Origin of the sequence: Lysinibacillus fusiformis (genome assembly GCF_003049525.1) — a bacterium.
GTDB lineage: Bacteria > Bacillota > Bacilli > Bacillales_A > Planococcaceae > Lysinibacillus > Lysinibacillus fusiformis.
Genome location: NZ_PYWL01000006.1, coordinates 213,920 through 235,844, shown reverse-complemented (window position 1 = coordinate 235,844; position 21,925 = coordinate 213,920). Strand labels below are relative to the sequence as shown.

19 protein-coding genes, 1 pseudogene and 1 other annotated feature are annotated in these 21,925 nt (G+C 38.6%); of the genes and pseudogenes, 2 read left to right on the top strand and 18 right to left on the bottom strand.

Features of this window, described 5'->3' with window-relative positions:
* The 13 genes and pseudogenes from C9J29_RS15650 to zapA form a co-directional block, all read right to left on the bottom strand.
* Window positions 1-241, bottom strand: a 241-nt coding sequence (locus tag C9J29_RS15650; protein ID WP_153062681.1) for a helix-turn-helix domain-containing protein, incomplete at its 3' end; no start/stop codon positions are given.
* A gap of 84 nt (window positions 242-325) precedes the next feature.
* Window positions 326-637, bottom strand: a complete 312-nt coding sequence (gene trxA, locus C9J29_RS15645; protein ID WP_008179170.1) for a thioredoxin — start codon at window positions 635-637, stop codon at window positions 326-328.
* 127 nt (window positions 638-764) lie between these two features.
* Window positions 765-2,074 (bottom strand): annotated as a pseudogene (locus tag C9J29_RS15640) (amino acid permease).
* A gap of 95 nt (window positions 2,075-2,169) precedes the next feature.
* Window positions 2,170-2,402: a binding site (T-box leader), on the bottom strand.
* 152 nt (window positions 2,403-2,554) lie between these two features.
* A complete protein-coding gene (locus tag C9J29_RS15635) occupies window positions 2,555-3,532 on the bottom strand; it encodes an electron transfer flavoprotein subunit alpha/FixB family protein (protein WP_008179173.1) in 978 nt (325 codons plus the stop codon).
* Between the two features lie 37 nt (window positions 3,533-3,569).
* Window positions 3,570-4,343, bottom strand: coding sequence for an electron transfer flavoprotein subunit beta/FixA family protein (locus tag C9J29_RS15630; protein WP_008179174.1), 774 nt, complete (start codon window positions 4,341-4,343; stop codon window positions 3,570-3,572).
* A gap of 116 nt (window positions 4,344-4,459) precedes the next feature.
* Window positions 4,460-5,233, bottom strand: coding sequence for an enoyl-CoA hydratase (locus tag C9J29_RS15625; protein ID WP_008179175.1), 774 nt, complete (start codon window positions 5,231-5,233; stop codon window positions 4,460-4,462).
* 14 nt (window positions 5,234-5,247) lie between these two features.
* Window positions 5,248-5,829 (bottom strand): TetR/AcrR family transcriptional regulator, encoded by a 582-nt coding sequence (locus C9J29_RS15620; RefSeq protein ID WP_025114529.1) that lies wholly within the window; start codon window positions 5,827-5,829, stop codon window positions 5,248-5,250.
* Between the two features lie 148 nt (window positions 5,830-5,977).
* Window positions 5,978-7,672 carry a long-chain-fatty-acid--CoA ligase gene (locus C9J29_RS15615; RefSeq protein ID WP_008179179.1) on the bottom strand — a complete coding sequence of 565 codons (1,695 nt, stop codon included), beginning with the start codon at window positions 7,670-7,672 and terminating at the stop codon, window positions 5,978-5,980.
* 426 nt (window positions 7,673-8,098) lie between these two features.
* Entirely contained in the window at window positions 8,099-8,512 is a 414-nt protein-coding gene (locus tag C9J29_RS15610; RefSeq protein WP_008179180.1) for a DUF350 domain-containing protein, read from the bottom strand.
* A 22-nt stretch (window positions 8,513-8,534) separates the two neighbouring features.
* Window positions 8,535-10,901, bottom strand: a complete 2,367-nt coding sequence (locus C9J29_RS15605; RefSeq protein WP_089985734.1) for an endonuclease MutS2 — start codon at window positions 10,899-10,901, stop codon at window positions 8,535-8,537.
* Between the two features lie 18 nt (window positions 10,902-10,919).
* Window positions 10,920-12,629 carry a DNA polymerase/3'-5' exonuclease PolX gene (polX, locus tag C9J29_RS15600; protein WP_090002295.1) on the bottom strand — a complete coding sequence of 570 codons (1,710 nt, stop codon included), beginning with the start codon at window positions 12,627-12,629 and terminating at the stop codon, window positions 10,920-10,922.
* A gap of 59 nt (window positions 12,630-12,688) precedes the next feature.
* Window positions 12,689-13,228, bottom strand: a complete 540-nt coding sequence (locus C9J29_RS15595; protein ID WP_012295574.1) for a CvpA family protein — start codon at window positions 13,226-13,228, stop codon at window positions 12,689-12,691.
* Window positions 13,229-13,233: 5 nt separating this feature from the next.
* On the bottom strand, window positions 13,234-13,494 hold the full coding sequence (zapA, locus tag C9J29_RS15590) for a cell division protein ZapA (protein WP_008179187.1): 261 nt from the start codon (window positions 13,492-13,494) through the stop codon (window positions 13,234-13,236).
* Window positions 13,495-13,628: 134 nt separating this feature from the next.
* Between zapA and rnhC the strand changes: the two genes are divergently transcribed.
* Complete coding sequence (rnhC, locus tag C9J29_RS15585; RefSeq protein WP_090002297.1) at window positions 13,629-14,555, top strand: ribonuclease HIII; 927 nt, start codon at window positions 13,629-13,631, stop codon at window positions 14,553-14,555.
* Between the two features lie 203 nt (window positions 14,556-14,758).
* Here rnhC and pheT read toward each other — a convergent pair whose 3' ends face one another.
* The 3 genes from pheT to C9J29_RS15570 form a co-directional block, all read right to left on the bottom strand.
* Entirely contained in the window at window positions 14,759-17,176 is a 2,418-nt protein-coding gene (gene pheT / locus C9J29_RS15580; RefSeq protein ID WP_107922404.1) for a phenylalanine--tRNA ligase subunit beta, read from the bottom strand.
* A 12-nt stretch (window positions 17,177-17,188) separates the two neighbouring features.
* The gene (gene pheS / locus C9J29_RS15575) at window positions 17,189-18,226 is read right to left on the bottom strand and encodes a phenylalanine--tRNA ligase subunit alpha (protein ID WP_089985730.1); all 1,038 of its coding nucleotides are present in this window, start codon (window positions 18,224-18,226) and stop codon (window positions 17,189-17,191) included.
* A gap of 393 nt (window positions 18,227-18,619) precedes the next feature.
* Window positions 18,620-19,384: a TrmH family RNA methyltransferase gene (locus tag C9J29_RS15570; protein WP_107922403.1), complete on the bottom strand. Its 765-nt coding sequence runs from the start codon at window positions 19,382-19,384 to the stop codon at window positions 18,620-18,622.
* A 196-nt stretch (window positions 19,385-19,580) separates the two neighbouring features.
* Here C9J29_RS15570 and C9J29_RS15565 point away from each other — a divergent pair, with 196 nt between their 5' ends.
* The gene (locus tag C9J29_RS15565; protein ID WP_107922402.1) at window positions 19,581-19,976 is read left to right on the top strand and encodes a (deoxy)nucleoside triphosphate pyrophosphohydrolase; all 396 of its coding nucleotides are present in this window, start codon (window positions 19,581-19,583) and stop codon (window positions 19,974-19,976) included.
* Between the two features lie 7 nt (window positions 19,977-19,983).
* On the opposite strand, the gene C9J29_RS15560 is transcribed toward C9J29_RS15565, so the two are convergent.
* Together C9J29_RS15560 and C9J29_RS15555 are read right to left on the bottom strand one after the other, a co-directional pair.
* On the bottom strand, window positions 19,984-20,961 hold the full coding sequence (locus tag C9J29_RS15560) for a sensor domain-containing diguanylate cyclase (protein ID WP_008179216.1): 978 nt from the start codon (window positions 20,959-20,961) through the stop codon (window positions 19,984-19,986).
* A 27-nt stretch (window positions 20,962-20,988) separates the two neighbouring features.
* Entirely contained in the window at window positions 20,989-21,780 is a 792-nt protein-coding gene (locus C9J29_RS15555; RefSeq protein WP_107922401.1) for an alpha/beta fold hydrolase, read from the bottom strand.
* Between the last annotated feature and the right edge of the window lie 145 nt (window positions 21,781-21,925).

Genomic DNA, 21,925 nt, shown 5'->3' with positions numbered 1-21,925 from the left:
TGTCTCTCGAAGATGTACCTGTCTCGTTCATATAATTAAGTACATTCATTTTATAGTCAGCTGAATAGTTTGTATAGGACTTTAAGAAAGTCTCTACGCCATTTTTTTGATAACGGCGAACCCATTCACTGACAATCTGAGCTGTCACACCGATATCATTCGCAATTTCGATCAAAGTTTCATTTCCATTTAAATATCGTTGAACTGCTTGAATACGTTGTTCAACACTTACTTTTGTCATAAAAAAACCCCCGTAAAAGTTAGATTAATGTCTAACTTTTACGGGGCAGTTCATTGATGGTCCGGCTTTTGTGAACTTCATTCATTACGCATGTTTTGCGATAAATGCTTCTAAAGCTTCTTTCGGTTGGAAGCCTACAGTTTTGTCAACTAATTCTCCATCTTTAAATAATAATAATGATGGGATTGACATGATTTGATACTCAGCAGCAGTACCTTGGTTATTATCTACATCAACTTTTACAATTTTAGCCGCACTACCTGCAGCGTCCATTTCTTCAAGAACTGGCCCAATCATTTTACAAGGTCCGCACCAAGCAGCCCAAAAGTCCACTAATACTAACCCTTCTTTAATATCGCTTTGGAACGTAGCATCTGTTGCATGTACAATTGCCATTTGAAATCCTCCTTAAACTTACTATGATTGTAGTATAGCATGGATAAATTCACTTGAGCGAACAATCTGCCTGTAATGTATTTTTTATGAAAATCCGTGTTGAAAAATTAAATGCTATCGATTAATTCTATTGATGACGGCCTTTCCATAAATAAGTTAACGTAATGAAAATGTAGATTGCTAAAGTAATACCTGTCACGATTATTGAAGTGGTAAAAATAATACCAATTAAGATCGTACTCAACGCAATAATCGCTATCCAAGTAGTATAAGGGTACCATTTCACTTCATACACACTTGAGTTGGATGACTGTTTTTTTCTTGATTTTAAATGGGCTATTGCAATAATTAACCAAATAAATAATACAGTATATCCAAGTGACCCCATTAGAAAATCAAACGTCTTGCTTCCAGCATATAACGAAAAGATGACACCTACATACAATGCTAAAGTACACATCAAAATCGCATATACGGGAACATTTCTTTTGGATAATTGAGCAAATATTTTAGGGACACGACCGTCTACCGCTTGCGTATAAAGTACACGGGATGAACCATAAAGGCCCGAATTCATCGAAGAAATAATGGCAAGTAAAACGACAGCATTCATAATATGATCCGCGCCAGGAATTCCGATCATTTTAAATACCATGACAAATGGACTTTCTGGTACTCCATTCACTTCATTCCAAGGAATCAAACTAACAATAATAAAGAATGGCAGTAAATAGAAAGTAACAATTCGGATTAATGTACTGCGCACAGCTTTTGGGACTACCTTTTCAGGATTTTTTGTTTCAGCTAATGTAATCCCTATGATTTCCGTTCCACCATAGGAATAGATCACCACAAGCATAGCTGCAATTAATCCCATTGATTCATTTGGGAAAAAACCACCGTGCGAAGTTAAGTTAGAGAAACCTACAGCACTATGATGACCAAATGAGACAAGCAATAAAATGAGTCCTGCAATAATAAATACAATAATAACTGTAATTTTAATCAATGCTAGCCAATATTCCGTTTCAGCAAAAATCTTCACAGATAACAGATTAATAGCTGTCACTAGCACCGAGACAGATAACGCCAATATCCAAATTGGATATTCAGGCAGCCAATATTGAATAAAAATAGCGGCCACTACAGATTCGGCAGCAATATTTAATACCCACATCTTCCAATAAATCCAGTCTAAAAAATAAGCTGGATATTTACCTAAAACGGATTCAACTAAATCTCTAAACGTTCTTGCCTCTTTATTGCGGACTGCCATTTCTGCAAGACCTTGCATAACAAATAGTAAAATAATGCCCCTAATAAATAGGCTATGAGCACTGATGGACCTGCCATATCGATGGCTGCACTACTTCCTTTAAATAATCCTGCGCCAATAGCACCACCTAATGCCATCATCGTAATGTGACGCGAGGTCATTGTTCGTTTTAATTGTTGCTGATTGTTCTTTTCCACTTTCCTACCTCCTAAAAATCAAAAAAGGCATACCGTCTGTTCCTTCATCATCAAATGAAAGAAGAGACGATATGCCATAAGCAAACCGCGGTACCACTCTAATTGGCTCAATATGAACCCAACTTAAAACCTTGTAACGAAGGTTAATCGTCAAACAAATAGAATAATCAGACAATTCCATTTATCTTACCACTCCTAGGCAAGTTCAAAGTCTTATTGGTCTGCGTTGCACCAACCCGCAGCTCTCTTTACCGAATAATGAGCTTTTACTACTCCTAATCTTTGCGTTTAAAAACATTATGATTGTAAATTTAATGATTATTCAACACTATAATCGCAACTGTTAGTTATGTCAATATTTTATTTTGCGATAATTTTCAAATAGCAGTTACTTGCTTAGAAAATGAAAAAAGCAGGAAGGCTCATCCCTTCCTGCAATAACCTTTATGCATTCACTTTTAAAGCCTTAAATTCCTCAATTAGAAGCGGAACTACTTCAAATAAATCTCCAACGATTCCATAATCGGCTACTTTGAAAATATTTGCTTCAGGATCTTTATTGATAGCAACAATGACTTTAGAGTTTGACATTCCTGCTAAATGCTGAATAGCCCCTGAAATACCAGCAGCAATATAAAGATCAGGCGTTACAACCTTACCAGTTTGACCAATTTGCAGTGAATAGTCACAATACTCAGCATCACATGCACCACGTGATGCTCCTACTGCACCACCTAGTAAATCTGCAAGCTCTTTTAGTGGCTCAAATCCTTCTTCAGATTTTACACCACGGCCACCAGCAACTACTACTTTTGCCTCTGATAAGTCAACACCTTCTGAAGATTTACGAACAACCTCTTTAATAATTGTGCGAAGGTTTGTAATTTCTACAGTAACTGCCGAAACATCTCCTGTTTTACCATCAACTTTTTCTAAAGGTGCAATGTTATTTGGACGAATAGATGCTAATACAATTCCGTCTTTTACTTTCACCTTTTCAAAAGCTTTACCCGAGTAGATTGGTCGGATGAATACAACATCATCGCCTGCGCCTTCAATTGTAGTAACATCAGATACTAAACCTGCTTGTAATTTACTTGCAATTTTTGGCGATAAATCTTTCCCATTTGCCGTATGGCCAAAGACAATGCCAGCTGGCTTTTCTTGCTCAATAACAGCTAGTAGTGCTTGACTATAGCCATCAGATGTATATTGTTTTAAATGTGGGTGTTCCACCGTTACAACTCGATCAGCACCGTATTCAAATAATGGACCTGTTAAATTTGCTACAGCATCCCCTAAAAGTACCCCTACAACCTCGCCACCATCAGCGATTTGTTTTGCAGCTGCAATTGCTTCGAAAGAAACATTACGTAAGCTTCCTTCACGAACTTCACTTAATACTAATACTTTTTTTGACATAGCATATTCCCTCCGTTACCCTTTAAGATTCGATTTTTTAAACTACTTTTGCTTCTGTGTGAAGTAGATTTACCAATTCTTTTACTTGTACAGAAAGGTCGCCTTCAAGAACACGGCCTGCTGCTTTTTGAGCTGGTAAGAAGATATCAACCGTTTCAATCTTCACTTCTACGTCATCTTCATCGATATCTAAATCATCTAATTCAAGCTCTGCAAGCGGTTTCTTCTTCGCTTTCATAATACCTGGTAGAGATGGATAACGTGGCTCATTTAAACCTTGTTGAGCTGTTACTAACAGCGGTAAGGAAGTTTCAATTACTTCTGAATCTCCTTCTATATCACGAACAATTTTTGCAGAAGTTCCATCAATCTCAAGCTTTGTAATCGTTGTTACATAATTAATATCTAATAAATCTGCAACACGTGGACCCACTTGACCAGAACCACCATCAATCGCAACATTTCCTGTTAAAATTAAATCAGCATCTTTATCTTTTAAGTATTCTGCTAATAGAAAAGCAGCAGCATTTTGATCTAATTCATCTAAATCATCTTCCGTATTGATAAGCACTGCTTCATCAGCGCCCATTGCTAGCGCTGTTCGTAATTGCTTCTCAGCATCCTCGCCGCCAATTGTTACTACCGTCACTTTACCGCCAGCAGCGTCACGCACTTGGATTGCTTCTTCGATGGCATATTCATCGTAAGGGTTAATAATGAATTCTGCGCCGTCCTCTTGGATTTTACCACCCGACACAACGATTTTTTCTTCTGTATCAAACGTACGTTTAATTAATGCAAAAATATTCATATATCCATACCTCCTGGAACGTTTTATAATTCTAAGTAAACTTATAAATATTATATATATTTAGTTTCAATAACATCGATAACATCCTTGCTCGTTACTATCGACATATGGGAAATTTATTTGCCAGTAAACATAGGCTCTCGCTTTTCAATGAATGCTTGAATTCCTTCTTTTGCATCTTCTGTGATGAATACTGTGCCAAAGGATTTCGCTTCCGCTTCAATCCCTTCATAAAATGAAGCATGCTTTGCATATTGCAAGGTTTGAATAGCTGCCTTCAAAGCAATTGGGCTCTTCTTGGCAATATTCTTTGCAATATTTAATGTTTCCTCTAACAGTGTCTCTTCTGAGAATGCACGGTTTGCTAAGCCCCATTGCACAGCTTCTGTACCGGAAATCGGTTCGCTCGTAAACATCATTTCAGCAGCCTTTGCTACACCAACATAACGTGGTAGTCGTTGCGTACCGCCGAAGCCAGGAATAAGGCCTAATTGTAACTCAGGTAAACCTAGTTTCGCTGATTCCGTCACAAAGCGCATATGACAGCTCATTGCTAGCTCAAGCCCACCGCCTAATGCTGCACCATGAATAGCTGCGATAATCGGCTTAGGGAATGATTCCACACGCTCAAATACTTGCTGTCCATTGCTAGCTAGCTTCGTAAACTCTTCTCCAGATTCTACCCCAGTAAATTCTTTAATATCTGCACCTGCAGAGAAGAAACGGCCTTCACCATGAAGTACAAGGACTCTTACAGCATCATCATGTTCTACAGCATCTAGCACAGAATTTACTTCTGCAATAATACCGCGAGATAATGCATTTGCTGGTGGACGTGCAATTGTAATATTTGCTACCCCATCTTCCACTTTCCAACTTAGAAATTCCATTTCTCCACATCCTTTTAACCTTTAATGGCGTTCAGGATTAATGCCTGAACCTTCGGAACCTGCTCCATCAAATCATATCGATAGTCATTCATAACCCACGACGTAATAGTTTCATCGATTGTTCCAAAAACCATTTGACGTGCCAAGCGTACATCCATCGTTTGATTGAACTCACCTGAAAGCATACCTTCGATTAAAATTTGATCAAGTAAATGTAAATACTCACGTAATACTGAATTAATTTTTAGTCGTAAGTCTTTATTTGATTGGCGAAGCTCTAATTGTGTGACGGTTGCTAGGTATCGATCTGTCGCTAGAACATTAAAATGATTTTCAATCATTCGGGAAAGTTTGTCTTTAGACGTATTCCCATTTTCTATTATATCTTGTAATGACTCTACAAAAACAGCCATTTTTTCATTAAAGACAGAAATTAATATATCTTCTTTATTTTTAAAATATAAATAGATTGTTCCATCGGCCACCCCAGCCTGTTTGGCGATTTTCGATACTTGCGCTTGGTGATACCCATTTTCCGCAATAACGATGACAGCTGCATCAATAATTTGTTTATATTTTGGCTTATCTCGTTTCACTTTTATATCACCACCTAAAAAACATGCGCACGTCAACATAATCAAGTATGACGTGAGAACCTAAAAAAATATGAAAATATGAATGGTCATTCATTCATATTTTCATATTATATTTTACATCATTGCTTGTCAATACTTTACCACGTATTTATTTCGCTTCTTTATTCGCCATTTTTGTTTTTTCTTCATCCACTAATGTACGGCGCAAAATTTTCCCAACGGCTGTTTTTGGCAGCTCATCTTTAAATTCATAATACCGTGGAACTTTAAATGACGCTAGATGCTGACGGCAATATTTATTTAATTCGTCTTCTGTAATCGAATATCCTTCTTTTAAAACGATATAAGCTTTTACCGTTTCTCCTCGATAAGGATCAGGTATACCTGCTACAACGCATTCTTGAATTTCCTCACGCTCGTATAACACTTCTTCAACCTCACGAGGGTATATATTAAAGCCCCCTGCAATAATCATATCTTTTTTACGATCCACTACATAGAAATAGCCTTGCTCATCCATATAGCCAAGATCTCCTGTTAAAAACCAGTCATCTGTAAATGTAGCGGCCGTATCCTCTGGGCGATTCCAATAGCCCTTCATCACTTGTGGTCCTTTAACTGCAATTTCACCAACTTCACCAACTGGCAATTCTTCCGTATCCCCTGTCCGCAAAATAATCGCTTCTGTATTTGGCCAAGGTAATCCTATTGAGCCAATCACCCGCTTGCCCCAAATTGGAGTAGCATGTGTCACTGGTGATGTTTCAGTTAATCCATAACCCTCTACTAATTTTCCACCTGTTACCTCTTCAAACTTCTCTTGCACTTCAATTGGCAATGAAGCAGAGCCACTTAGGCAGGCCTTAATAGATGATAAATCGTAATTAGCAATGTCTGGATGATTTAATAAACCGATGTATAGGGTTGGCGCACCAGGGAAAAGTGTTGGCTTTTGCTTATCAATTGTCTTTAATGCAGTTTCAGCATCAAATTTCGGTAACAGCACCATTTTATTTTGAGTGAAGACTGATAAAAGCATAACAGTTGTCATACCATAGACGTGGAAGAATGGTAGGATACCCATAATGACCTCATCACCGTGCACACATTTATACATCCATGCATCACACATTGTCGTATTGGCGATTAAATTTTTATGGGTTAGCATGACTCCTTTAGGGAATCCGGTTGTTCCACCTGTGTATTGTAGTAATGCTAGGTCTTCTTCAAAATCAAAAGGAATATGATCCATTACCTTGATTGGTGCAGAACGCATTATTTCTGAAAACAAATGATTTTGTCCACTATGTTCAACCTTGACACTAAAGCCATATTGCTTTTTTTGAATAAATGGATAGACTAAATTTTTTGGGAATGGTAAATAATCTTTGATGGCTGTCACAATGACATTTTCTAGGGCGGTTTCTTTTATAATTTTCATCACTCTTGGGTACAAAATATCCATCACAAGAATAACTTTTGCACCCGAATCTGCCATTTGATATTGAAGCTCACGTTCAGTATAAAGTGGATTTGTTTGTACGACAACAGCACCTGCATACATGGCACCGTAGTAAGCGATTACACTTTGAGGCGAGTTAGGTAACATAATTGCCACTCGGTCTCCCTTTTCCACACCTAATGATTGTAAATAGTTTGCGAATCTTAAAGCAGACTCATATAGTTCGGTGTACGTCAAATCCTTCCCCATAAAATGAATCGCTACTTTTGATGGATTCTTCTTATAGGCGCGTGTCAAAAACTCTTGCACTGGAATTTCCTCAAACGTTAAAGACGATGGTACTTCTTCAGGATAATTTGCTAGCCATGGTTTTGCTGTCATACGTCCTCTCCCCTTTGTCCCAAACTTTGTCAATTCTTAATTTTATTATAATGAAAAAGAAATGCACTTTCAAACAGAAAATAGAAAATAAACGCATTTTCGATTAATTATTATGCATTTAACAACATTATTATGACTAATTCTAAATAGGATTTGTATGGGTAGATACGATGAATACTCATTCATTCTCTCGTTTTTCAGATTAGAAATAACCTATATATTGCTATATTTGAAAAACAATTTTTCCTATCAGGGCTTTAATAGGTTTAGTTGAAGCCACCTGCTATAAGCTCAATAAAAAACGCATCCTTTAAAAAGGATGCGTTAATGTGCTTAAATAGTCATCATATAATAGACGCCCACTGCCAAAAATGCGATACAGACAATGATTAGTACCTTTGCTAATTTTTCCATGTCATGACACTCCTATGCAATACTTGCCCCAATTACAAACGATAGACCAACTGAAATGGTAAAGGAAATGAAACCAACTGAGCGATTATCATTGGCAATCTCTTGATCAACATTAAAACGAGGTGTCATAAATTCAAATAAGAAATAGGCAACAATTAACAACGTAAAACCAAAAAGACCCCAGCCAATCATTTCACTTAATGTACTATGACGAGCAATAGAAAAACGAAAAATATTACAAATTCCTAGTATTTTTCCGCCTGTTGCAAGTGCCACAGCAACATTACCTTTTTTAATTTCTTCCCAATTTTTATACTTCGTCACGACTTCGAACAATGCCATCGACACGACTAAACATAACACAACAACACTAAAGTATCCTGCCGTTTCGATAATTGGATATCGCCAAAAGCCAGAATTCAGCATTTTTCTCCGTCCCCTTTATAGCTTATTTCAATTCAACAACTGTGACGCCTAAGCCCCCTTCGCCGGCTTCACCAAAACGGAAGGATTTCACACGCTTATTGTTTTTCAAATAGCTTTGAATACCTTGGCGTAAAGCCCCAGTACCAACACCATGGATAATAGATACCCGACCATAATTCGCAAGTAATGCATCATCAATATACTTTTCTGTTCTTAAAATTGCATCTTCATAGCGCTCTCCACGCAAATCCAATTCTAATTTCACATGGCCATTTCGATTTTTTACACCAGCTGTTCGTACAATAGGCTCTTTTTCAGGTTTAATATACTCCAAATCACTATCAGAGATTTTCATTTTTAAAATTCCCATTTGGACAACCCATTCAGTATTCGATACTTTTTCTAACAAAGTACCTCTTTGACCATAGCTTAACACCTTTACCTCGTCCCCGACAACTAAGTTTTGCGCACGGGCTTTTACTTGTGCAGCTTTTTTTAGTACTTTATTATTTTCAAGCGGTGTTGCTTCTTCCAAACGCTTACGCGCTTCAATTAGCTCATGCTCTTTAACAACTTGGTCGGCATTTTTTCGCATTTCTCTCAGCTCAGCAATAATGCCTTCCGCTTCATGTTTCGCTTCTTCTACAATTTTACGAGCTTTTTCTTTAGCTTTCTTATCAAGTGCCTCTTTACGCTCATCATAGGCTTGTAATTTATCTTGCAGCTCTTTACGTAAGCTCTCTGACTCTAACAATAATGCATGGGAACGCTCTGCATCATCTTCAGATTGACGACGTGTTTCCTCTAATGAAGCAATCATCGATTCAACCTCATGTCGATCTGTTCCTGTGAAGCCTTTAGCACGCTCAATAATGGTTTCAGGGAGCCCTAAGCGACTAGAGATTTCAAATGCATTCGAACGTCCAGGAACACCAATTAGTAGACGATAGGTAGGACTCAATGTTTCTATATCAAATTCTACACTAGCATTGGCAACACCAGGTCGATTATAACCGTATGCTTTGAGCTCAGGGTAGTGAGTCGTTGCCATCACACGTGCACCACGACCATGTACCTCGTCTAAAATAGAAATGGCTAAAGCTGCCCCTTCTTGTGGGTCTGTACCTGCTCCTAACTCATCAAAAAGAACAAGTGACTCATCATCAAATTTTTGTAAGATGTCGACAATATTGACCATATGAGATGAGAATGTTGAAAGCGATTGCTCTATAGATTGCTCATCACCAATATCAGCAAACAATTGTTTAAACACAGCAAGCTGAGATCCATCCAATGCTGGTACTGGTAACCCAGCTTGAGCCATTAATGTACACAAGCCCACTGTTTTTAATGTTACCGTTTTACCACCTGTATTTGGACCCGTAATTACTATTGCCGTAATGTCTTTCCCAAACTCAATATCGTTTGGCACAGCTGTATCTATTGGTAATAGTGGGTGGCGTGCACGAACAAGGCGGATATAGCCATCCTGATTCATTTTAGGCATTGTACACTTATTGGCTTGGCCATACTTGCCTTTAGCTAAAATGACATCGATATCCCCTAATACCTTTACTAAGTTAAATAAATCTGGTGCTACATCTTGCACCATTGCGCTTAATGCTAGTAAAATTCGTTCAACCTCAGCCTGTTCTTTCATTTTCAAACGATGAATTTCATTATTCGCTTGGACAATAGAATCTGGCTCAATGAATAAGGTTTGTCCAGAAGAAGATTGGTCATGAACGATTCCACCATAATGATGACGATATTCTTGCTTAACGGGAATAACAAAGCGATCATTCCGAATTGTAACAAGTGTATCAGATAGCATTTTCGATGCATTACTGCCACGGATTAAGCTCTCCAATTTAGAGCGTACCTTTGCTTCCTCCGAGCGTAAGGATTGGCGAATAGTTCGTAAAGTTGTACTAGCCGAATCTAAAACAGCTCCGTTATCATCAATACAGTTATTAATTTCATGCTGTAATCCCGTTAATACAGGCATTGTTTCCTTTTTGGCGATAAAATGGGGAATTTCAATCACTTCATCGGCTTCCAAATCCTCAATAAAATTGCGAAGAATTCTACTAGCTCGAATTGTACTAGAAATTTCCATTAGCTCTATCGCCGCTAACATGCCTCCTATTTGGGCACGTCTTGCAGATGGTCGAACATCAAATATTCCACCCATCGGTACATTACCTTTTACACGTAAAATGGATAAACCTTCGTCCATTTCTTCTAATAGTTGTACTACTTTATCAAAGTCAGTCTGTGGTACAAGCTCCTCGATGGCTGATTTCCCAATTGAAGAAGTACAATAGGTAGCCACTTGTTGCCGTACTTTATCGTATTCTAGTGTTTTCAATGCGCGTTCTGCAATCACTGAGAACACCTCCTCAACCTATTTATTTCGTCGTATGAACGCCTCAAATTGTTCACGCGTCCATGTATTCACAATCAAATCTTTTGGTATCCATGCTCTATTGGCATAGCGAACTCCAATATCCATAAAACGTAGATGTGCGGTATCATGCGCATCCGTATTAATCGCTATTGGCACACCTGCTGCTAAAGCCATCTCTAAATGTTCAACACATAAATCAAGACGATATGGATTAGCATTTAACTCTAAAATTTTACCATATTCCTTCGCCCAGGCAATTAACTGTTGCATATCAGGATTATAGCCATCACGATCTTCAATAATTCGCCCTGTAGGATGGGCAATCATATGGACATAAGGATTTTGCATAGCTGTCAGTAGACGTGCCATAATTTTTTCCTGTGTTTGTGTAAAACTTGAATGTATAGAAGCAATTACAAAATCTAATTCACGCAAAACTTGATCATCAAAATCTAAGCTACCATCCGGTAATATATCCATTTCTGTCCCTGAAAATAAATGAAATTCTGGGTGAGCTTCATTAAATGCCTCAATTTCCACTCGCTGTTTTTCTATACGCTCTGGTGTTAAACCATTTGCGACTTTTAGAAATTGGGAGTGATCCGTAATAACGCTATATTGATAGCCACGCGCTAGTAATGCCTGGCCCATTTCTGCAACAGAGTATGCACCATCTGACCATGTCGTATGCATATGCAAATCGGCCTTAATATCTTCTAGTCGGACCAATTTTTGGATATCCTCTGTTTTGTCAAATTCTACTGTCCCTGTACGCAAGCTTGGTGGAATCCAAGGTAAATCAAAATGAGCAAAAAATGCCGCTTCATCTTGAAATGTTAGAACAGTTCCATCTTCCTGCTCCACTCCATATTCACTAATTTTTTCACCTCGCGCTTTTGCAAGCTGGCGCATGCGTACATTATGGTCCTTAGAACCTGTAAAATGATGCAAGGCAGTCGCATATTCCGTATCCTTCACTAAGCGAAAATCAACGCTTACTGGCTCATCTAAGTCCAAGATCACCGAAATTTTTGTATCTCCTGCTGCAACGACTTCTTGGATGGCTAATGTATTTAATAATTGTTCACGGACTGCCTCAACCGCTTCTGTTACAACAATAAAATCAATATCTTTACTAGTTTCCACTGCACGACGGAAACTTCCAGCTACAGAAAAACGTTCCACTTCCTCCATACTATCTAGAAGGGCCTCTATTTGTAAAACCACAGGCTCTAGCTGCCAAATGGGTAGACGCTCAGAGCGATTAGCTAAATTGGCAAGTTCCTTTAAAATTTTCTCCTCTGTTTTGGCAGCAAAGCCAGCTAATTCACGTACTTTGCCCGCTTCACAAGCCGCCTTTAAGCTTTCTGCTGAGTCGATGCCTAGCTCTTGGTGAAGCTTGGCTATCTTTTTTCCACCTAAGCCTGGCAACTTTAACAATGGCAATAACCCTTTAGGGACAATCTCTTCAAGTTCCTTAAGCAAACTTGACTCACCTGTTACCATCAAATCCTCAATAACAGCAGCCGTCCCCTTGCCAATTCCTTTTAGTTTTGTCACATCATCCATTTCACTTAATGAACGCTCGTCTCCTTCAAGTGCCGCAGCTGCTTTTCGAAAGGCGGATACCTTGAATGGATTTTCACCTTGTAATTCCATATACAGAGCAATTTTTTCGAGCGTGCGAATAATGGTTTTTTTATTCACCAATAATTCCTCCTATCGTAAAAACACTTCTCTCCAAACAGAGAGAAGTGCATAGTTGACTATTGCATATAAATATACCACCAGTTTTGGAACATCTTTGTAATGACCGGTGTATGCTCTAAAATAAGACCACTTAACAATGACTTCGACATTAAATTTTGTATGCTATCAATCGGTAGCAGTGCGCATACATATAGCAAAATAAACATAATTAAATAGTTTTCAATCATGCCGAATAGCGCTCCAAGCCAACGATTTACTGTGTTCAGTACAGGTAAATAAGCAATAAAATCAAAAATCGATGCCACAATTTGCAATGTTATTTTTACGGCAAAGAAAATTACCGCAAAAGCAATTACACGATAGAATGTGCGGTCTAAATCTAGACTGTCTATCACGACACCAAGACTACCTGTATCAGTAACTCCTGGATACGGAACCCAAAATACAAATTTTTGTGCTAATGGCTTATAATAAATATACGCAACAATTAGGGCTACTATAAAGCTGACAATGTGCATCATTTGTACAATGAAACCACGTTTTGCACCGACACCAATTCCAGCTAACAGTACCACTAATATGATTAAATCTAACATTCTCTTCAACCCTTTAATTTTTTCAATTCTTCTTCCAGCTGCTCCAGCCGCTCTTTTAATAGTAAATGATCATGTACTGTATTTACTGCTGTCAGAACAGCAAGTTTTGTGCTATCAAGTGAGGGATTATGTACGTTCATCTCGCGCATACGGTCATCAACAATCGAAGCAACAAGTCGCATATGGCCAATGGATTCCAAGCCGACCATTTTATATGTATGACCATATATTTCCACAGAAATTTTATTCTTTTCTTGTTTTTCCATAGTCGCACCCTCCTATAAATTCGATACATGCAAGATTTTTTGGCTTGCTAGCACCATCACACAAAAAAGCTATTTATTATCATACCATGAAAGGTATAAAATTGTGAACAATGAGGACAGAAAGGATCGATTAAATGTCAAATATTGTACTTTCCATTTCAACAAATATTCAAAAAGAGGTGATGGCATACTATGCATCCAATTATATTGAACGCAAGGCTGCTGGTGTAATCTTCGCCGCAAAACTACCAGATACCTCCATAACCATGTATAAATCAGGAAAATTAATGTTTCAGGGTGGTGGAGCTGAACGTGAAGCTGCCCGCTGGGGGACCATTGAAAAAACATCGAACTCGAAAGCATCTAGTATTGGAGCAAAGGGTGATACACTACCCGACCAATTTGCAACGATGTCCGTATTAGGCTCAGATGAAACAGGCACTGGTGATTATTTTGGCCCTATTACAGTAGCTGCCGTATATGTACCTGCCTCCAAAATTGAACTGATCAATGAGCTTGGTGTCAAAGATTCAAAATTGTTATCGGATGATTACATGCGGAAAATTGCTCCTGATTTACGCGCAGCTTGCGTTCATAGTGTTCTCGTCTTACGCAATGAAAAATATAACAGCTTACAGGCAAAGGGCTACTCCCAAGGGAAAATGAAAGCCATGATGCATAACAAGGCACTGCAAAACACACTGACAAAAATGGCTCCTGAAAAACCTGAATGTATTTTAATTGATCAGTTTGCAGAACGAGGCGTTTATTACAATTACTTAAAAAACGAACGAGAAATTGTACAGGAAAGCGTGTACTTTTCTACTAAAGCCGAGCAATTACATGTAGCCGTGGCTACAGCATCCATTCTAGCTCGTGCTGCGTTTTTAAAGGAAATGGATCGTCTCAGTGAAATAGCGGGTTTAGAGTTAATGAAAGGGGCCTCCAACAAGGTAGATGTGCAAGCTGCACGTATTTGGCGTAAACAGGGCGAAGAATTTCTACGCTCCATTACAAAATGGCATTTTGCTAATACAGAAAAAGCGAGAAAGATGATTTAAAAAACATGAAGCTCCAAACGAAAAAGATTGTCTAGATGACAGTCTTTTTTCTTTACCAAAATAAAGTAAAGGCGTTATTTCCCATGAGAAAGTCATTATCCTTATGACCGTGTAAGAAAAATGACAAAAGCCATCGAGAGTAAACTTCTCGATGACTTTTGACTAAGTCTGAGACTATCTAGTACGACAGTCTTTTTATAATTTTAGCGTACTTCTGTACCATCGATTGTAGCAATTGCTTTTAGTACTTTATTGTGTGCAGCTACTACTTCTTCGTCTGTTAACGTGCGTTCTGGGTCGAAGTATGTGAGCGAGAATGCTACGGATTTTTTCCCTTGCTCCATTTTCTCACCCTCGTATACGTCAAATACGCGGATATCCTTCAATAATTTCACACCAGCTACATTAATAGCTTTTACGACTTCGCCTGCAGTTGTTGTACGATCCATAATAAGCGCAATATCACGAGACATCGCAGGGAAACGAGGTACTGGTTTGTAGGAAAGTGGCGCTTCTTGATCAGTTGCATTTAATAGAGCAACAAGGTTCATTTCCATAACATACGTATCTTTTACACCCCATGCCTTTTCCTCTGCAGGGTGCAGTCCACCAATAATACCCACTTGCTCGCCATCCAATACTATACTAGCTGTACGACCTGGGTGTAATCCATCAATTTGTGCTTTTTCAAATGAAATGCGATTTCCTAGGCCAAGCTTGCCAATAACACCTTCTATTACACCTTTTAAGACGAAGAAATCTACGGCTTTTTTCTCGCCTTGCCATGCGTGATCTAGCCATTTCCCTGTAAGGACTACTGCAAGATGCTCTTCTTCGAAAGGTTGCCCTTCCTCCGATTGACCAAGGAATACTGAGCCGATTTCATATAGAGCTACACTGTCTGCTTGGCGGGCAACATTATAGGCTGCTGCTTCAATTAAGTGTGGAACTAGGCTTTGTCGTAATGTAGAGCGTTCTTCACTCATAGGCATTAGTAAACGAGTGACTGGTTCAGCTTTCAATGCAAATCGTTGTGACAGCACATCAGATGTTAATGAATACGTCACAGCTTGATACAAGCCAGCACTCTCCATATAATTACGAACAACACGACGATTAGCTTGATAAGCTGTTAAACTACCTACTTGTGTAGCACCCTCTGGTAATGTCGTTGGAATCTCGTCGTAGCCATAAAGACGAGCAATTTCCTCTACGATATCCTCTTCGATTTTAATATCCTGACGACGTGTTGGTGCATCAATAATTAATAAACCATTTGCAGCTTCTACTCCGAATTTTAAGCGCTCTAAAATAGAAAGCATATCCTCTAATGCGATTTTCATGCCTAAACGTTCGTTAATAAAATCTGGTGATACGACAACACGCGCTGGTGTTTTATCTAAATCGTCTACCACACATGTACCTTCCAATACTTCACCACCAGCTAATGCAGCAAGTAATGTTGCAGCACGTTCAGCTGCAGGTAAAACACGATTCGGGTCTACCCCTTTTTCAAAGCGGGCAGATGCATCAGATCGAAGGCCAAGATGACGAGATGTTTGACGCACTGTTAAGTCGTCGAAATAAGCCGATTCAATGACAACAGTCGTTGTAGAATCTGTTACCTCAGAATTAGCACCACCCATTACACCAGCAATAGCAACTGGCTCTTTGCCATTCGTAATAACTAAATCTGACGCTTTTAAGGTACGTTCTTGGTCATCCAAAGTTGTGATTTTCTCACCCTCCGTTGCTTTACGAACAACGATTTCACCTGTTGCTAGACTATCATAGTCAAAGGCATGAAGTGGTTGACCATATTCCATTAACACATAATTCGTTACGTCCACTACGTTATTATGCGGGCGTACACCTGCTGCCATCAAACGATTTTGAAGCCACATTGGTGACTCCCCAATTTTGACGTTTTTCACAACTTTTGCGACGTACATTGGGTTTGCTTGCATATCTTCCACACGAAGCTTTAGTAAATCCTCTGCTTTTTCGCTGGCAGCTTGATAAGAAATATCTGGATACTTTACTTCCTCTGACAGGATAGCACCCACCTCATATGCTACACCTAGCATTGAAAGGGCATCTGATCGATTTGGTGTTAAACCAAGCTCTAGCACTGTATCTCGTAAGCCTAGAATAGCCAGTGCGTCCGTTCCTACTTGCGCATCTTCTGGAAGTACGTAAATGCTCTCAGAGTAAGCTTTAGGTACAAGCTTTCCTTCAATACCTAGCTCTTGTAATGAACAAATCATGCCATTTGATTCATGTCCACGAAGTTTAGCTTTTTTAATTTTAATACCGCCTGGCAAATGGGCACCTGGGCGAGCCACAATTACTTTTTGACCAGCATCTACATTGGGAGCACCACAAATAATTTGTTGAGGCTCTTCTTCACCAACATCCACTTGACAAATATTTAATTTATCGGCTTCTGGATGTTTTTCCTTTGATACCACATATCCGACTACAACTTTTTCCATTGCATTTGCACGATCAATGACTGCGTCTACTTCAATTCCTGAACGTGTAATTTTTTCTGCTAATAGCTCAGGTGCTAAGTCCTGTGTATTGACATAATCTTTTAACCATTCTAATGAAACTAACATGTTTTATCCCCCTTACGCCTCTGTTCGCTCGAATTGTGATAAGAAACGAGTGTCACTCGTATAGAAATGTCGAATATCGTCGACACCATATTTCAACATGGCAATACGCTCTGCACCAATACCAAATGCGAAACCAGAAACTTTCTTCGGATCATAGCCAGCCATTTCTAAGACGTTTGGATGAACCATACCTGCGCCTAGTATTTCAATCCAGCCAGTGCTCTTACATACGTTACATCCTGCACCACCGCATTTAAAGCACGAGATATCCATTTCAACAGATGGTTCTGTGAATGGGAAGAAGCTCGGACGAAGTCGAATTTCACGTTCAGCACCAAACATTTTTTTTGCTAAAGTATCTAAAGTTCCTTTTAGATCACTCATACGAATATTTTCGCCAATTACTAAACCTTCAATTTGCATAAATTGATGTGAGTGCGTGGCATCATCATTATCACGACGGAATACTTTTCCTGGACATATGATACGAATAGATTCACCTTTTTTAGCTTCCATAGTACGAGCCTGTACAGGCGATGTATGAGTACGTAATAATATTTCCTCGGAAATATAGAACGAGTCTTGCATATCACGAGCGGGATGACCCTTTGGTAAATTTAATGCTTCAAAGTTATAGTAGTCCTTCTCTACTTCAGGACCCTCTGCAATTTCATAGCCCATGCCAATAAATAAATCTTCAATTTCCTCAATGACACGTGTCAATGGATGGCGATTCCCTACTTTTATTTCACGTCCAGGTAAAGTAACATCAATCGACTCACTTGCTAATTTTTCAGCAATAGCCGCTTCTTCAAGTACAGCAACTTTTGACTCTAATACTGCCGTTACGTTTTCACGAACATTATTCACTAAAGCACCCATTTTTGGTCGCTCTTCAGCTGATAATTTACCCATTCCTTTTAATAAATCAGTAATAGGTCCTTTTTTCCCTAAATATGCAACACGCACTTCATTTAATTCTTTTAGACTTGCTGCTGCTTCAATTTTAGCAAGTGCTTCTTGCTCTAATTGTTTTAATTGCTCTTCCATGTTAAAACCTCCTTAGAAAATTAACGCCTGTTTTTAGGCATAAAAAAACTCGCCCCTAAAAAAGGGACGAGGACATATTCGCGGTACCACCCTAGTTATTGCAAGGCCAATATCCTTACAATCACTTCATTCACATAACGACTTGATAAAGCCGGCTTACCTTTACAGCATCAAGCTGGTCCCGGTAGCTGCTCGCGGGCTGAATTCAAAATTGCATCGGTACGGCGTTGGCTCTCAATCTCCGGCCACACGCTCCCTGTCGTCCATTCACAATCTTTACTACTTCCCGGTCATAGCATTTCATATTTAAACTTACATTTTAGAATTGATTATACAATAACGATCAGTTGCAAATCAAGGGGCAACTAGCGGAAACCCGCATGATTCTGTCAGTTATTTCACAAAACCATATAAAACTATACCAGTTGCTACAGCTACATTAAGTGATTCAGCCTGACCAAAAATTGGAATGATTATATTTTGGTCTGTCATTGCTAAAAGCTGTGGCTGAATACCACTACCTTCATTCCCCATAATAATCGCAAATGCACCAGTATGCTGAATGTCGCTATATGGCACGGCGTCTTCATCCAATGCCGTACCAAATACTGGAACTCCTTGATCCTGTAAAAAGTCTACACATTCCGTTAACTCTTCACGTACTACAGGGATGTGGAAATGTGAGCCTTGTGCAGCTCGTAACGTTTTAGGGTTGTAGACATCGGCACAGCCCTTCCCTAAAATAACGGCATCTAATCCAACTGCATCGGCTGTACGAATCATCGTCCCAATATTGCCTGGGTCTTGAACAGCATCGATCAATAACACTTTACGCCAGGATGCCTTTACTTCCTCCTCTAATGCAGGCTGTCTACAAATAGCAAAAACACCTTGTGACGTTTCTGTTTCCGCAAATTCCTTCGCTACTACTGACGTAACCTCTACAATAGCAATGCCATCAATTGGCCATAGCATCGGTAAATCTACACCTTCACGTACAATAATTTGCAGGACTTGCTCTTTATTTTTTAATGCTTCTTCTACAAGGTGAAAGCCTTCCACTATGAATTCACCTGATCGTTCCCGTTCTTTTCGTGTTGTCGCTAATTTTTTCCAATATTTCACTAGCGCATTTTGCGTAGATTCGATTCTCTTCATTGCTACCTCTTACCGCCTTTTTCCTATATATTGACCATTATTATACCTTAGTAAATACTAAATTTCATAGCTATGTGAGAAAACTGTTTTTTTCTAGGACAAGTGTAATTTTAATGCTGTGTCTAACAACTCCACCATGTTATAATGATACATACTTTGTAATAATTTTACAGTATCGAGAAAAAAGGTGATCAGGATGAAAAAAACAATACATGTAGTTGGTGCCATTATTGAAAATGATCAACAAGAAATTTTCTGTGCTTTAAGAAATGCCCATATGGTACTCGCTAATTATTGGGAATTCCCTGGCGGTAAAATTGAACCCGGCGAAACTCCCCAGCAAGCACTTTATCGAGAAATCCTTGAGGAATTCAACTGCGTCATTCAAGTTGGTGAGCCAGTGACCAAAACTCTTTATGAATACGAACAATTTTTTGTTCACCTAGAAACTTATCTAGCCACTATTATTAAAGGTACTCCACAAATATTGGAACACGCTGAAGCAAAATGGATTCCTCGTCAGCAATTGCTTAAGCTTTCTTTTGCACCTGCCGATTTACCTTCCATTGAAAAATTATTAGCGGAGCCATAACACATATTTACTTCATATCAAAAAAATGAGTCACTTGGTTACGACCATTTTTTTTCGATGCATACAAGGCATCATCCGCATTTTTTAGCAATGTCGTACCAGTATCTTCTGATGTGACGGTTGCCATTCCAATACTTATCGTCACCTGACCAGCTGGCCAATGATCTAACGCAACTGTTTTTCTAATTTGCTCCCCTAACTCTTTTGCTGCGGCAATCTCAGTTTCCGGTAAAATCATGACAAATTCCTCACCACCATAACGAGCAACGGTATCTTCTTTACGCGCTCGTTGTGTTAATAGCTGTGCCAATTGAGCAAGAACATCGTCACCTACTTGATGTCCAAACGTATCATTAACTTTTTTAAAATGGTCAATATCAAGAATACATAGTGAGAAAGGCTTAGCTGATTCATAATAACTATTGAGCTGTTGTTCAAGTTTATCTTGAAAGAATCTTCTATTTTTCAAACCCGTAAGTTTGTCTGTCTCCGACAATTCAATTAAAGTAGCATTCACGGCTAATAATTTTGCCTGTTGTTGTTCGATTTCTACATGAATTTGCTCCAAATTGGCTAATGCCTGTTCTTTTTCTTGGTAGGCTGCCTCTAGCAGCTTTTTAGCTGAACGTAACTCTTGTTCATAATCAATACGCTTTTGCATTTTGACTAAAATACAATCAATTCGCTCTACCGTATCTTCCTTGTACAATCTAGCATTCATTAGAAATGGTATAGCCATCCCTTCCTTATGTTTGAGATGAATAAACAATTCCTCTACTTGCTGTTCTAAATTTATCATCGGATAAAAATACGAGTGAAAAATTAATTTATTAGCAGTAGATAGAAGTACCTCTAGATGTTGTTGCAGCAAATCTACCTGCTCAAAGCCTATCCAATTTAATAAGGTGTGATTGACCTCTGCAATTACTCCTTCGTGAGTGATGGAAAGAAAACCACATGGCGCATCATTAAGTCGTTGTTCCATTTACAATAATCCTTTCATTATTCTTCCCTACAAAAAACCCGTAATACACTGGATGGTTTCATTTGGGTGACTAATGTGAGGGTAATGTCCTTTCGCTTCCATTAAGCTAAAAGTACTGCCTTTAATATGTTTATGTAAATAATCTCCTACACTTATAGGCACAATACTGTCCTCAGAGCATTGGATAATTAAAACTGGGACTGTTACCTTTGATAATTCATTTCGATGATCCGATAAAAATGTTACCTCGGCAAATTCTCTCGCAATGACAGGATCTGCAGATTTAAATGTTTGTTTGAGCTCATCCGTTAATGCTGGATTTTCAGGATTGCTCATTGCGATAGGAGCCATATAGCTTGCCCAACCAGCAAAGTTCATTTCCATCATATCTAATAATTCCGAAATATCACTACGCTCAAATCCACCCATATATTCACCATCATTTAAATAACACGGAGAAGGTCCAATCATAATCAATTTTTTAAAGTATTCAGGTCGTTTGATGGATGCAAGTAATCCAATCATAGAACTAATAGAATGCCCTACAAAAATACTTTGCTGTAATTTTAAAGATTCAATAACATCCAATAAATCTTGCACGTAGCCTTGCAAATTTTGATATTTCTCTGATGTATAGGCATTTTTATCTGAGCTTCCAGATCCGACATAATCGAATAATATAATTTTATATTTGTCCATAAATGCAGGCGTAATAAAACGCCACATGTTTTGATCACAGCCAAAACCATGTCCAAAAATAATCGGTTGATCTCCTTGTCCAATTACTTTCACATGATTACGAACAACAATATTTCCCATCCTGCTAACTCCTTTTTAGAAATATATGTAATAGTTTTATTGTGACCTTTGGTCCTGTAATTATCAAGATTAATTTCCACTTATAGATTGGACATGCTTTCACTATAAGAAGAGAGCAGCAATGCGTCCGCATACTGCTCATCTT

Excerpts from the sequence above, each read along its gene's own strand:
- trxA (WP_008179170.1), bottom strand. The coding sequence starts at position 637 with ATGGCAATTGTACATGCAACAGATGCTACGTTCCAAAGCGATATTAAA.
- C9J29_RS15635 (WP_008179173.1), bottom strand. The coding sequence starts at position 3,532 with ATGTCAAAAAAAGTATTAGTATTAAGTGAAGTTCGTGAAGGAAGCTTA.
- C9J29_RS15630 (WP_008179174.1), bottom strand. The coding sequence starts at position 4,343 with ATGAATATTTTTGCATTAATTAAACGTACGTTTGATACAGAAGAAAAA.
- C9J29_RS15625 (WP_008179175.1), bottom strand. The coding sequence starts at position 5,233 with ATGGAATTTCTAAGTTGGAAAGTGGAAGATGGGGTAGCAAATATTACA.
- C9J29_RS15615 (WP_008179179.1), bottom strand. The coding sequence starts at position 7,672 with ATGACAGCAAAACCATGGCTAGCAAATTATCCTGAAGAAGTACCATCG.
- C9J29_RS15610 (WP_008179180.1), bottom strand. The coding sequence starts at position 8,512 with ATGCTGAATTCTGGCTTTTGGCGATATCCAATTATCGAAACGGCAGGA.
- C9J29_RS15595 (WP_012295574.1), bottom strand. The coding sequence starts at position 13,228 with ATGTTAGATTTAATCATATTAGTGGTACTGTTAGCTGGAATTGGTGTC.
- zapA (WP_008179187.1), bottom strand. The coding sequence starts at position 13,494 with ATGGAAAAACAAGAAAAGAATAAAATTTCTGTGGAAATATATGGTCAT.
- rnhC (WP_090002297.1), top strand. The coding sequence starts at position 13,629 with ATGTCAAATATTGTACTTTCCATTTCAACAAATATTCAAAAAGAGGTG.
- pheT (WP_107922404.1), bottom strand. The coding sequence starts at position 17,176 with ATGTTAGTTTCATTAGAATGGTTAAAAGATTATGTCAATACACAGGAC.
- pheS (WP_089985730.1), bottom strand. The coding sequence starts at position 18,226 with ATGGAAGAGCAATTAAAACAATTAGAGCAAGAAGCACTTGCTAAAATT.
- C9J29_RS15570 (WP_107922403.1), bottom strand. The coding sequence starts at position 19,384 with ATGAAGAGAATCGAATCTACGCAAAATGCGCTAGTGAAATATTGGAAA.
- C9J29_RS15565 (WP_107922402.1), top strand. The coding sequence starts at position 19,581 with ATGAAAAAAACAATACATGTAGTTGGTGCCATTATTGAAAATGATCAA.
- C9J29_RS15560 (WP_008179216.1), bottom strand. The coding sequence starts at position 20,961 with ATGGAACAACGACTTAATGATGCGCCATGTGGTTTTCTTTCCATCACT.
- C9J29_RS15555 (WP_107922401.1), bottom strand. The coding sequence starts at position 21,780 with ATGGGAAATATTGTTGTTCGTAATCATGTGAAAGTAATTGGACAAGGA.